Here is a 12,764-nt window from a genome sequence, read left to right as displayed (position 1 = left end):
CGTATAACGACCTAGGCTTATCGACGTTGGTCGTAGGTGAGCCTGCGTGCAGGCGTTACCGTCGGCGCGTTTTCTTGCTAAGGCAAGAAACGTGACGGAGACCAATGTGGCGTAGCCCGAGCGAGGGTGAACGAAGTGAATCCCGAAGCGTAGCGATAAGCCGCAGTTATACGTCGTTTTCAATAATTGTTACTTTGTTTTTCTAAACCTATTTGATAAATTTCTTTTTGTAATTTTGGGATTTCACTTTCGAAATAGATAAATATGAACAAAACAGTTGATTTTTTGCTCACTAGATACCGACCATAGTATGAAGCTGGTTTACTACCGTTACACGACTCAACAGAATATTCAAAATATAAATTTTCTTTATCTTCCTTTAAAATTTTAGATTCGAAGCCTTTACAAGTTGATTTAGATTGAGAAATTAGTTGTTGAAAAAATAACTTTTTATCTTTAATAGCATTATTAAATTTTTCATTTTCAATGTACATATACCGGAAGACTTGAAATAATTCAATAGAATACTGTGGAATAGAAGGAAATGGATAAAATTCATAAAAAATATTATTATTTTCATTGCGATGATTTACAATTGACCATCGTCTTCCATCGAAATTATAATATATATTTATTGGTCGAATCTTTTCATCTACGTTAAGGAAAAGAGCAGAAGACCTTCGTAAATCAGAAAGTTCCGTTTGTTGTATTGTGACAGGGATATTTAAAATATAAGAATTTTTCTTTGATTCATTTTCTAAAGTCAGAGAAAAGAATAATTGTGCATCAGTGTCTTCGAAAATCCAATTAAATTGTTTTATATCTAAGAATTCACTTTCTAGTTTATTTTCTCCCAATTTTAAATTAACTTTTGAATTTAAAATTTCATATGTTTCATTATTTCGAATTTCTGTAATTTTCAAAAAGAACTGTTTTTCAATTTTAGATTTGATTCTAATATTCCAATGGAAGCCTTTTTCATTTATTAGAGGATTTAAATAGGCATCCGAAATAATCTCATTCTCAAGAATAGGTTTTAATTGTGCGCTTATTCCACTTGTTGCCAAGATAACAAAGGAATAAATTGTAAATATTATTGTTTTTCTCATTATTAACTCCTGTTATTGAAAATGACGTATAACGAACTAGCCTTACCGACGTTGTCCGTAGCTGAGTCTCGAAGAGACGTTAGCGTCGGCGCGCTTTCTTGCTTAAGCAAGAAACGTGACGGAGGGCAATGTGGCTTCAGCCCGAGCAAGGGTGAACGTAGTGAATCCCGCAGCGTAGCGGTAAGGCGTAGTTATGCGAAGTTGCGTTTTGATCAAAACCTGCTTTTAGGATTTGTATTAGATATCATTTTTATTCCCATGGTATGGGAAATTGAAAGAATATAATTTTTGAGGAAATTAATTATAACACATTTCGTAACTAGACTTAATTTGACTTAGAAGTGATTCTAAATCTTTTAATAATAATTTAAATACATCTTGTGTTAAACCAGAATCGTTTTCATAAATTTCCCATTTTGTAATAAAATTATCTAGTTCAATCTTTAAGTTGGCCAGAGGTTTGCATTTGTTAGCGTCTTCCTGAAATTTCTCATCTCCCAACAACCATTGGGCAAGAGCCCCAATACCAGCGACGGCACCAGCGATTGTCGCAGTTACTGGATTGGATTGAGCTGTCGCAGCTGCCGTTGAGCCTCCTACTACACTAGAAGCTCTTCCTGCAATCCGCATCCAAAACGCGTATAGTTCTTTTGTTTCTACTAAATTAATAGCTTTATCTAAAGTTGGGCGATAACGATCTTCAATGATTTTGAAATTTGTCTTTATATTTTCTTTTTGAACTATAATAGTCTGTATATTTTGGTTTTGCAATAATGGGTTAGCTGTTTCATTCTCAATATTTATTTCAATTTTTGCACCTTTTCCATCTGAACTAATTTTGTATGACGGATAATTCGACTTTATTTGGCCATTAGTTCTACATGCAGATATTAATATGCTGCATACAATTGCTATTATAATGCTGAAATTTCTCATAGCTAATACCTTCTAATATTTTATAAAATTAAAATTTTTCATTGATAGAGAAATTTAAAGTTATTAAAGAAATTAAACTTCTTTTTTTGTATTTAAGCAATTTCGCATAACGAACTAGCCTTACCGACGTTGTCCGTAGCTGAGCCTCAAGGAGGCGTTAGCGTCGGCGCGCTTTCTTGCTTATGCAAGAAACGCGACGGAGGACAATGTGGCTTTAGCCCGAGCAAGGGTGAACGAAGTGAATCCCGCAGCGTGGCGGTAAGGCGTAGTTAGCCGACGTTTCCTATATTTTGGAAAAGTTCTTTAATTTTTTCAAAAATATAAGAGGAGAGAATGTTTAAGAAAATTGCAAATAATGAAGTTAGGACAATCGATACTATTGGTCGCTTTTGTATGAATGCTTTGATGATATAAAATAAATTTCTATTAATTTTTTTTATTTCTTTTCTGATTCTATCTAAAAATTCGGTTGAAACTGAATATGCTTTATATTTGACATAGCATTCATCGCAGAGTATTGGAAGGTTGCAGGATTTTGCAATATTTTCTTTATGTGCATTCATATCAAAAAGGCAACCTCGATTTTCATCATGAGCTAATTTGTATAAACTTATTGGTACTTTGGAATTTTGAGAGTGAAATACTAAAGCTAACTCATATATACAGCGCAATAAATAGTTGTTTAAGCTTATTTCTTCTGTTTTTAATATATCTTTAATTTCGTGTATTGAGATACAAACTCTATTATCGGATAGTCTTCTTATGTAATAATTTTCTTCTAACGGATGATCTATAATGCATAGACTTAGGATTTTATTATCAGGTTTGGGAATAATATTTTCTAATTGTTTATCAAGGTATCGCCAAAATGGACCTTGCGTGTCTTCTTGTATGCTAAGTGTCTGGATATCGTCTATAAAAGTAAATATTTTAGAATTCCATTGCTCAAGTGCTCGAAAATCAATCTCCTTATAAAGATTGCCAATCCGGTATAATTTAATTTTTACTTTTTCCATATATATTCCTATTTTTTAATATTGTTAATAAAGCTTTAATTTGTGCGAGTATAGATAGTATTACTTGATTTTTTAGACTCTTTGTTGATTAAGCTAGAGTTCTGTAAGGGTATAAAATCCGAATCTGCCTTTGTTTGTTACGGCTACTGTATTTATTATTGATAATTGGAAATGTCGGCTAACGAACTAGGCTTACCGACGTAGTCCGTAGCTGAGCCTCAAGGAGGCGTTAGCGTCGGCACATCTTTTTGCATGAAATTAGCAAAAAGTGTGACGGAGGGCTATGTGTCGCAGACCAAGCAAGGGTGAGTGAAACGAATCCCGCAGCGCCGCGGTAAGCCGTAGTTATACGAAGTTGCAAATTATTTAATTTCTTTGTATGCTTATTTCTATTTTAAATTCATTTATACTGTAAATGCGTTTCCTTTTCCAATGTTGCATTTCTGGCATTTTGTTTGTAAATTAATTTCTACGGTTTCTCCTCCTCGTGACCAAGGAATTATGTGGTCTACATGTAATTCAATACCGCGAGTTTTTATTGGGGTAGCTCCACATGACTGACAAGTAAAACCATCTCTTGCTAAAATTCTAAAACGCATTCTATCTGATATATTTCTGCTAGTTTTATGTTTTATTTCATTTGATATTGAATCATTTGAGGCTATGTCACTTATTGTTTCTATTTCATTCTCTGGATCTTGATTGATATAGTCGATAAATGCTTTTAATGCATCTCTCCAACTACCAAAACGTAAAGCGTAAGCTGAGGCATGGTATTTCGAAGTTGAAGTATTTAAATCTCTGTATACAGGTTGAGACCCTTTCTCAATCCATATTTTCTCTAGATTACTGAAAAGATCGGCTTCTGAAATATTTTTTTCTAAGTTTGGAATTAATCCAGCTTTTAGTAAAGCCTCATTCCATTTTCCAAATCGAAGTGAAATGGTGCCAGAGGTATATTTCCCAATTTTATTATATTCTCTACTTGTTAGTTTTTTATTATTTTTTTTTGCAATCTCATAAGATCGCTTTAAATCTTCTATCATTTCCTCGGTCGAAATGTTGCGATTAAATTCATTTAATTCAAATTTCATCAATAACTCGAGCGTTTATGTTAATTATATTTTGTAAATTATATTCGTGGAACTCTAAATTTATTAAAATTAGTTAAAAATATTTTGCAATTTCGTATAACGAACTAGCCTTACCGACGTTTCTGAAGTGGCACGAGGTTGCTGAGCAAGCGCAGTGACACGGAAGAAATGTGGCTTTAGCCCGAGCGAGGGTGAACGAAGTGAATCCCGCAGCGTAGCGGTAAGGCGTAGTTAAGCGCTGTTTAGCTTGCTCTATTTATTAGCTTTAGATTTTCTTGCTTATCTATGAAGTTTTCGATTTTCGTTCTAGATATGAGAACTTTATCGTTAATAAACAACGAATCACTAAATACTTTTGAGAGTTTTCTTTTTGCTTCATTTTCTTCCATAGGATTTATGAACAGAACGTTTCTGAGTGATATATTATCTTTTAAGCCTGCAGACAGAAGATATTTTACGTGGTTATCTGTCTCTGGAAATGAAAAGCCGATAATAATGATTCTCGTAGCAGTTTTCAATTCTTTTACAGCTTGTTGCCAAACTTTTTCCGTTTGTCCATCTATGTGTTTATTCCAGGTAGGCGGGATTATTGCTATACTTTTGGATTTTTGAAAGCATTCGGACGAGTTTTTATAAATTGTCAATTTACTTCCCCTTGTTCCAGGAAATCCCCAGTTTACACTGCCATGTAATTTTAATAAACTTACGGATTCATTATAATTGGTATTTATCGTCTCATATGATACTTTCCCTAAGTAATATGAATAATCAATTTCTAGTGAATTTAAAGTTTCTTCAAGGACAGTATCATAGTTGAAAGTTATAAATGCGTTCTCTGCATCATCATCGGTAGCGTAAATATTCCCTAATAATGAAGCAACTATTCTCTGATAATTATTAAAATCTAAATATGCATAAGCTCTTTCGTCAAGTCTTCGAAATTTTTGATATTTTTGATTTAAAATAAAATCTTCTAGATAGATTTTATTTCCAAAATTACCTGGTTCACTTTTTAATTTTTCTATAGTAATAGCAATTGAATCAACGACGGAATTTACTAAGGAATATCCTTCATCAATAGCACTGATGAAGGAAAATAATTCCTCAATATTGTCTAAATTCGTTTTTGTCCAATAAGCTGCAGCCGCTGATTGAAATCTTAATTCAAGTAGGGTTTTTATTGCTTCAAATGCCCTTTTATCTTTGTTAGGATCAAGAGAGTTCAAAACTTCCTTTGTTTTATCAAAGAAGTTATCTATTGTTGGAATACCTGCTGGAACAGAGAAGCCTGCTCCAAGTATATATACATTTTTATTTGTTTTAAATTCTATTGTCATATTTTGCTAAATGGCGCTTAACGAACTAGGCTTACCGACGTTGTCCGTAGCTGAGTCTCGTAGAGACGTTAGCGTCGGCGCGCTTTCTTGCTTAAGCAAGAAACGTGACGGAGGACAATGTGGCTTCCGCCCGAGCAAGGGTGAGTGAAACGAATCCCGCAGCGTAGCGGTAAGCCGTAGTTATACGACGTCGTAAATGGATTAAGTAATTTCAAAATTGGGATATGATTTGGGAGGAGGGTTTTCAAGGTCGAATTTACAATGGATCCCTTTTACACCTTTTTCTAATAAACAGCAAGCCTTATACTTTTTGCTGCTTCCACATGGACAAGGATCATTTCTTCTAACGTGCTTAAATTGATTATGGGAATACTGAACATCCATTATTTTATACTCCCATTTTTCAAAAGGATTTGATAATGCGCCTATCAAGTATTTTAAATTATCATAATTGTAATAATCAATTCTTTGATTAGTTTGAGGATCAGATAAGAAAGCAACGGAATATTTTTGAACTGGATTTTTAACTACTGCTATACCTAAAATTTCCCCATTGGTCACTATTCTGTGACACATTTCTCCGTTGTAAATGTTTCCTGGTAAATGACCACATTGGTTTCGAATATTAACTACCTGGTCACAAATGTTACATTTTTTTTCTATTTCCAGAATTTCTGGACTGAAGAAGATTGTATAGGGATATAGCTTTTGAAATTTTTGTGTATACTCAGTTATATGTGATAATCCAAATTGATTAGTAAGTGAAAAATGTCTACTAAGAGACTCTAAATCTATTTCTATTTCCTCTAATTTACACCAGCCCTGGTAAAATTCATTATCCTTAATAAGGTTAAATGCCGATTTGAAATCTTCTTGGATTTCTAGAATCTTAGAATATATCCAGTTTTTTTTTAATCCTTCTTGATCGTCTTTACTAAGTAAATATTCTTTATCTTTTAAAAGGATTTCTTTAGTTTTTTTAGTATCGTCATTGGTTCTGTCTTTGTAATTATTTAAATCGGCTTCAATTTCATTGATGCTACTTTTTTCCTTCATGAATAATTTCCTTAATTTTATCTGAGACTTGATTAAATCCACTTGCCTGACCTTCGTATTCGACACGAACAGATTTCTTTTTTCCTCTTTCTACTGTAATTGCTAAGCGAACAATAGAATCAGCAGATCCTTTTTTCACATAGTTATCATAAATGTAGTTTGATAATACTGCTAAAAAGATAGTTAATGCAACAGTTTTGACTAAAAATTCACCTAATACGATTAAATTACTGTGTAGGGCAAGTTCCCGATATTGAGAATCTTCAGTGCATATATCAACTATAAGTTCATTATTAATGTTAGATTTAATGTAATGAAATATCTCTTCAGTTTTAACTGGAAAAACGGGGCCTTTATATTCTCTGAATCCTTCTGTAGGAACAATTAAAATTTGCGATTCTGTTAGTTTACTTTTTAGTTGCGGTGATATAAAGTCTTTTGTTATCCAGTTTTCGAAATCGATTTCAGACTCGGTAATGGTAAGTTTATCTTCTTCAGTAGATTCGTGTTTCATTCTTTTCTCCAAATTTATTTACGATGTCGTATAACGAACTAGGCTTACCGACGTTGTCCGTAGCTGAGCCTCTGAGGAGGCGTTAGCGTCGGCACGCTTTCTTGCTAAGCAAGAAACGTGACGGAGGACAATGTGGCTTCAGCCCGAGCAAGGGTGAGCGAAGCGAGTCCCGCAGCGTAGCGGTAAGGCGTAGTTAGCCGATGGTTCGGGATCTGCGACAAGGACGTCGCAATCTTAACTAACCGTATTTAACACCTAGGACGTCGAGTGCATTTGAATTATTTTTAAGAACGAATAACATTCTTTGAGCAGGGCCTTGTGGAATATTTCTTCCCGATTCCCAAGCTTCAATAGTTTTCTCGGAAACACCAAGAGTTTGAGCAAATATAGTCTGAGTTAAATGTAATTTATTTCTGATACTTTTAATTTCTTTTCCTTTAAAAGTAGGTAGTTTTGGAATAGAAACGATTCTAGCTTGAACGCCATGAACATTCTCCCCATTAGAGTAATCAATGGCATCATTTAATCCTTTAACAAGGCTATTGAATAATTTATCGTTACTTTGTTTTACCATTTGTGATTCTCCCTTTCTTCATATTATCTTTTAAAGTTTGAACTAATTGAGAAAGTATCTTCAATTGAGCTTTAGATAAGTTTTCCTGATCATTTTTTTCGATTAAAGAGATAAGGAAAGTAGTCCCAAATTCTTCAAGGTCTAAATAAAAAACCCTGATCCCAGAACTCTTCCCAGTACCTTTCTTTTTCCACCTAATCTTTCTTAATCCATTTGAACCCGGAATGACAACACCAGATTTAGGATTTTCGAGAAGATATGATTGAAACTCAAGTAGTTCTTCATCTCCAAGCTTTGCATGTTTCCAAAATTGATCAAAATCTTGAAAATGAATGAATAATCGTTTCAATAAACCAATTATCCCTACTGAATAGGGTATTGTCAAATCGAATTTTTATCTACTTTTCAGATGTTTTAAGTAACGAAAACTAATGAGTTATAAATCTTTTGTTTTAATCGCCGCACGGAAGCGGCGTCTTCCCCGAACTTTCGGCTAACGAATTAGCCTTACCGACGTTGTCCGTAGCTGAGCCTCCGATGGAGGCGTTAGCGTCGGCGCGCTTTCTTGCTTAAGCAAGAAACGTGACGGAGGACAATGTGCCGAAGGCCGAGCAAGAGTTTGCACAGCAAATCTCGCAGCGTAGCGGTAAGGCGTAGTTATGCGTCGTTCCGCCAGATTATACCTCAGGATTTAATTGTTTTCTTATTAGGAGACTGATATTTTCACGAAGAGACTCAATACTTAGAGGATTGGGATTATCCAGGACTTCCAAGAAGCGATGGGAACGACTGTGTATATTTCCGGGAGTAATCTCCACATCGAATCGGTAGGAAGATCCAGAAACGCCTAACACTAAAAGAAGATTAGAATACCACTTGTGTAACGAAGCTTGAGTAATTGCAGATTTTCGAAAGAAATGTTCAACTCCGGCGATCAATTCTGCCACGAAATGAGGTAAATACAAATAAAAGCATCGTCGATTGCCGCTTGTGACAACTGCTAGATGATTTTCAAATCTGTTCTGATCTATGACAAAATCTAGTTTTAGGTTTTCAGTTGCGTCTGATTTACCATACGAGTGAATGAGAGAATTGCGCACAGCATACAATACATCTGCTATATCAGGATCAGAATAAATAGTGTTAGCTTGAGACATGTGTTCAGTGATGAAATTCTTAAAATCTGACTTTGTATTTTTTTTCTCAGGATTCATTGCTAACCCCATGTAATCTATACAGCACATTGACAGAATTATAGATCCCATCAGTGAACCGCCGTCAATGGCCCGAAGAATATCTGCAACTGCAGTGTCGAAGAAGTCATGCTTTGCGATTTTATTACTAAATATCATATTCATATTGGATTAGATTTTTAGGTGGAATGACGCATAACGACTTAGGCTTATCGACGTTCCTCGACCCTGAGCCTCAAAGAGGCGTTAGGGACTGGCACGTAGCTTGCGTATGCAAGCGAGTGACAGAAGAGGAATGTGTCGCAGACCGAGCGAGGGTGAACGTAGTGAATCCCGAAGCGTAGCGATAAGCCGTAGTTATGCGAAGCGTCAGGTAAGAAGGTTTGGCTGTTCTAACGAAATATAGTAAATAGTGTAAACCGATTTAGGTTCGGCAGTTAAAGATTCTATTGTTTTTTGATAACACAACGCATGAATTTTATTTTCTTTCATTGAAATTCCTTGTTGTTCGAAATCCATATACTGTTTTAAAGCGGAACTTGTCATTCCGCCATAAATTAGCTGACCATTATTTTCTAAAACTAATTCAAATTTCCTATGAATAGGTAGAACTCCAATTAGAGTTCCTTTTAATTCAATTTTCTTTTCTTCGCTAATTGATGCTTCAGTTCTGATTTTTGCACGATGTATGGCTTCTTCATTAAGATAAAAATCTTTATTATCTTCTACAACTCTTAGTGTTGCCGAATTCTTTTCGAGTGTAACGAAGAACTCTTTCACTGCACTAAAAGTTCTGCTGTTTATACGTGCAACAACATCATAGAAAAATGACTCTTCGTTTGAACTGGTATCCACCAAAATATTTGCCACTTCATCAACAACGTTAGATAAATTTGTATTAGTTAGTGTATTTTCATTGTCAATTTCATCGAGTATGAAACCAAAAGAACCTTTAGTAATAGTAGTTACCATTAGTTTAGATTCGTCTAAGAATGGAAGTTTTCCTTTTTCACCTTTTATTGTATCATTCATTCTATCTCCGCTGTAGCTGGCATAGACGTTTGAAATTATATTTTGAAATGAATGTATTGTTTTTCCTGCAAAAGCAGCTGAAATACCAGCCGAACCAATTACGGGTTTTCCTCCAAAATAGAGTGCTATGCTAGCATTGTGAGTAGGTGTAGATTCAAGAGCTGATATTTTTTCTTCAAGCTCCATTTTCCTATATTTATATTGAATTTGGCCAATTTTGTCATTCGCTGACTCTGCAAATTTTAAAAGATTTGAAATTGCGGATAGATCTGCATTTAAACTATCAATTTTAAGTTTTTTAGGCATTTTGTTCTTCCAATTCCAATGTACTAATTAGAGAGTCTTCAGAGTCAGAAAGGGCAATTTCGACCATACCTTTCCATAAAAATGTTTCTCTTTGATGAGAGAATAACCCAAACCAATAGGCCGTATTTTTTACAATATAATCTGGTTTTAATCCTAAATCAATAAAATATGCATCACAAAAATATATTGTTTTAAGTCTTTCTGGAATAAAGAATTCAAAATTTTGATCGATAAAATCAGACCATTCAGCTTCATTTTGTATGGTCATAGGCCTTTCAGCAAAGGTAACTAAATCTATATCATTTGGATTTCTTTCTTGGGATTTTTCTATGTTCTCGAGGAAGCTTCCGTCTAGCCATTGGAATCCTTTAACAAAGCCAAGGGATTTTATATATAATCTATATTTCAGGAAACCGATTAAAATTTTTCGTCGCTTATCAGATGTATTAAATAACTCAATAAATTCTTTTAACGTAGCTCTGTATGGAGCAACAGAATCTATTAATGTCGGATTCTTACCTGGCAAAAATGGTGGAAGAACATTTGATTGATTAAAATTTGGTATAGGCATAGTGTTTTAAAAAGAATAAATTTTAATTTGATATGACGTTTCGCATAACGAACTAGCCTTACCGACGTTGGCAGACGGCGCGCCTTCTTGCTTTTGCATGAAGCGTGACGGAAAGCCAATGTGGCTTTAGCCCGAGCAAGGGTGAGCGATAGCGAATCCCGTAGCGTAGCGGTAAGGCGTAGTTATACGCAGTAGCCCTGATCGTTCAGAGAGAAAATTGTGCTAATAGCTTTAACTTCTCACTCACTTCTTCTATTTTTATATTTCCTTCAGCAACTGCTATAACTAGGTCATAGAGAATTTCATTAGTATCCAAAACTTCGAATCCATTTAAATCGAGAAAAACTAATGAAGTGGCAAGAGCTACGCGTTTGTTACCATCAATGAACGGATGGTTTTTACAAATATGGAAAAGGTAGGCTGCGGCCTTATCAAAAATGGAATGGTGAAAATTGACTCCATCAAATGATGCCAATGGTTGGCTAATTGCGGACTGAAGCAAGCCCAGGTCTCTAATTTCTGCTGAGCCACCATATGACTCAATTTGATTAGAATGAATAATTAAAATATCTTCTAAACTAAGAAAGATGATTTCATTTTGATTCATTGAGAAAGTTTTTTCAATGTTTTAGAATGGTTTTTATTAATTTTGTCCAATGATTTTAAAATACTTTTATTCGCGGGTTTAATGATTAGAGACTTACCATCAGTAGTGACTTCAAGAGTTGTATTTATATCAATATTTAGTAGTTCTAGTATAGGTTTTTCAATTACTAGAGCCGAACTATTTCCGTGTTGAACGAGTTTTTTTAGCATTTTTGTACCTGTTACCACAATGTAATAACAGGATTTTATTGCTGGCAACCAAAATATTCAGTTTATCCAAGATTTCAAAAAAAAACGATTACGTATTTAAATGTAAATTAGCAAAATCCCGACCCCTTTTCAAAATTTGAAGAATTGTAAATGAATCTTCTTTTTTCGTAAATGCCTAATCTATTTAAATTAATCAATACTGCATTTGATTCAAAAAATTTGGGCTATTGCGTATAACGACCTAGCCTTACCGACGTTGTCCGTAGCTGAGCCTTTCAGAGAAAGGCGTTAGCGTCGGCGCGCTGGTTGCTTATGCAAGCGGCGTGACGGAGGACAATGTGGCTTTAGCCCGAGCAAGGGTTTGCGAAGCAAATCCCGCAGCGTAGCGGTAAGGCGTAGTTATGCGAAGTATGCAATTAGAAAGTATCTTTTTCCTTGATTTTTCTTTTTTTTATAATTGAAAGATATGATAATGAAAAAAATAGAATGATAGATCCACCTCCGATCAATACTAATCGTATAGGGTTCCCCTTGAGTAATGCGATTAATTCTTCATAGAATAAACCACTTAATATTAGAAAGATTCCCATTAAGGAATACATCCGAAGAATTAATGATAATAATTCATTCTTTCTGTTTTTTCTTTCCGTTAACTCAAAGATTTTTTGGTTTTCGATCATTAATTTTTCGTATAAAATTTCTTCGTCTGATTTCGTTGAACGAATATTTTGTTTTTTCATATTTATAATTCTTGTTCCTTTGTAATTCTAAAAAAGACTGTTGAGCCAGCTAAGATAAGGCATGCTACTAATGTTATTGCTCCCCATAAAGTTGTAATATTACTAGCTCCGATTCCAGCAATTCCCATAATTGGATATTCGGCAATATTTAGTATTATTAGTAATGTTGGTCTTTTGTTTCCTACTAATTTTTGTCTTAGTATTAAATTAGCCTCGATTACATTATCTCCATTAAATTCCTTTTGCTCTTTTTTAATTTTCTGTGATTTTTCACGAAACTTTATTTGCTCTAATAAATCTTTTGCGAAAATATTAATACAATTTTTAAACTGAATTAATCCACTTTCCGAAAAATGATGTTCGGAGAGCGTGTCTTGTTTTATATCAATATATTCAGTTTTCTTTTTTATTTTTCTTTTCATACATCCCTAATTTTAAAGATTTTTTAAGATTATTTTTGCATATTTCGC

Annotated in this window: 16 protein-coding genes; all 16 read right to left on the bottom strand. The window is 34.2% G+C overall.

Going from position 1 to position 12,764, the window contains the following annotated elements:
• Positions 1–179 precede the first annotated feature (179 nt).
• Complete coding sequence (locus DI077_RS15730; protein WP_109020922.1) at positions 180–1,109, bottom strand: hypothetical protein; 930 nt, start codon at positions 1,107–1,109, stop codon at positions 180–182.
• A 297-nt stretch (positions 1,110–1,406) separates the two neighbouring features.
• The gene (locus DI077_RS15725) at positions 1,407–2,045 is read right to left on the bottom strand and encodes a hypothetical protein (protein ID WP_109020923.1); all 639 of its coding nucleotides are present in this window, start codon (positions 2,043–2,045) and stop codon (positions 1,407–1,409) included.
• 269 nt (positions 2,046–2,314) lie between these two features.
• Positions 2,315–3,061, bottom strand: a complete 747-nt coding sequence (locus DI077_RS15720; protein ID WP_109020924.1) for a hypothetical protein — start codon at positions 3,059–3,061, stop codon at positions 2,315–2,317.
• A gap of 404 nt (positions 3,062–3,465) precedes the next feature.
• On the bottom strand, positions 3,466–4,155 hold the full coding sequence (locus DI077_RS15715) for a homing endonuclease associated repeat-containing protein (protein WP_109020925.1): 690 nt from the start codon (positions 4,153–4,155) through the stop codon (positions 3,466–3,468).
• 242 nt (positions 4,156–4,397) lie between these two features.
• Positions 4,398–5,492 (bottom strand): SIR2 family protein, encoded by a 1,095-nt coding sequence (locus DI077_RS15710; RefSeq protein ID WP_109020926.1) that lies wholly within the window; start codon positions 5,490–5,492, stop codon positions 4,398–4,400.
• A 201-nt stretch (positions 5,493–5,693) separates the two neighbouring features.
• The gene (locus DI077_RS15705; RefSeq protein WP_109020927.1) at positions 5,694–6,548 is read right to left on the bottom strand and encodes an SEC-C metal-binding domain-containing protein; all 855 of its coding nucleotides are present in this window, start codon (positions 6,546–6,548) and stop codon (positions 5,694–5,696) included.
• Positions 6,532–7,062 carry a hypothetical protein gene (locus DI077_RS15700; protein WP_109020928.1) on the bottom strand — a complete coding sequence of 177 codons (531 nt, stop codon included), beginning with the start codon at positions 7,060–7,062 and terminating at the stop codon, positions 6,532–6,534. The genes DI077_RS15705 and DI077_RS15700 overlap by 17 nt, the downstream gene beginning before the upstream one ends.
• 238 nt (positions 7,063–7,300) lie before the next feature.
• A complete protein-coding gene (locus DI077_RS15695; RefSeq protein WP_109020929.1) occupies positions 7,301–7,636 on the bottom strand; it encodes a helix-turn-helix domain-containing protein in 336 nt (111 codons plus the stop codon).
• Complete coding sequence (locus tag DI077_RS15690) at positions 7,620–7,985, bottom strand: hypothetical protein (RefSeq protein ID WP_109020930.1); 366 nt, start codon at positions 7,983–7,985, stop codon at positions 7,620–7,622. Before DI077_RS15690 ends, DI077_RS15695 begins: the two co-directional genes overlap by 17 nt.
• A 328-nt stretch (positions 7,986–8,313) precedes the next feature.
• Complete coding sequence (locus tag DI077_RS15685; protein ID WP_109020931.1) at positions 8,314–8,994, bottom strand: hypothetical protein; 681 nt, start codon at positions 8,992–8,994, stop codon at positions 8,314–8,316.
• 204 nt (positions 8,995–9,198) lie between these two features.
• Positions 9,199–10,167: a hypothetical protein gene (locus DI077_RS15680; protein WP_109020932.1), complete on the bottom strand. Its 969-nt coding sequence runs from the start codon at positions 10,165–10,167 to the stop codon at positions 9,199–9,201.
• Complete coding sequence (locus DI077_RS15675) at positions 10,160–10,738, bottom strand: DUF6932 family protein (RefSeq protein ID WP_109020933.1); 579 nt, start codon at positions 10,736–10,738, stop codon at positions 10,160–10,162. Before DI077_RS15675 ends, DI077_RS15680 begins: the two co-directional genes overlap by 8 nt.
• 205 nt (positions 10,739–10,943) lie before the next feature.
• Positions 10,944–11,345, bottom strand: a complete 402-nt coding sequence (locus DI077_RS15670; RefSeq protein WP_109020934.1) for a type II toxin-antitoxin system death-on-curing family toxin — start codon at positions 11,343–11,345, stop codon at positions 10,944–10,946.
• Positions 11,342–11,554 (bottom strand): AbrB/MazE/SpoVT family DNA-binding domain-containing protein, encoded by a 213-nt coding sequence (locus DI077_RS19800; RefSeq protein WP_109020935.1) that lies wholly within the window; start codon positions 11,552–11,554, stop codon positions 11,342–11,344. The genes DI077_RS15670 and DI077_RS19800 overlap by 4 nt, the downstream gene beginning before the upstream one ends.
• A 416-nt stretch (positions 11,555–11,970) precedes the next feature.
• Positions 11,971–12,294, bottom strand: a complete 324-nt coding sequence (locus DI077_RS15665) for a hypothetical protein (protein WP_109020936.1) — start codon at positions 12,292–12,294, stop codon at positions 11,971–11,973.
• Positions 12,295–12,296: 2 nt separating this feature from the next.
• Positions 12,297–12,716 carry a hypothetical protein gene (locus DI077_RS15660; protein WP_109020937.1) on the bottom strand — a complete coding sequence of 140 codons (420 nt, stop codon included), beginning with the start codon at positions 12,714–12,716 and terminating at the stop codon, positions 12,297–12,299.
• Positions 12,717–12,764: the final 48 nt, after the last annotated feature.

The organism is Leptospira kobayashii, assembly GCF_003114835.2.
Lineage (GTDB): Bacteria > Spirochaetota > Leptospiria > Leptospirales > Leptospiraceae > Leptospira_A > Leptospira_A kobayashii.
This window is presented reverse-complemented; position numbering and strand designations above follow the sequence as displayed.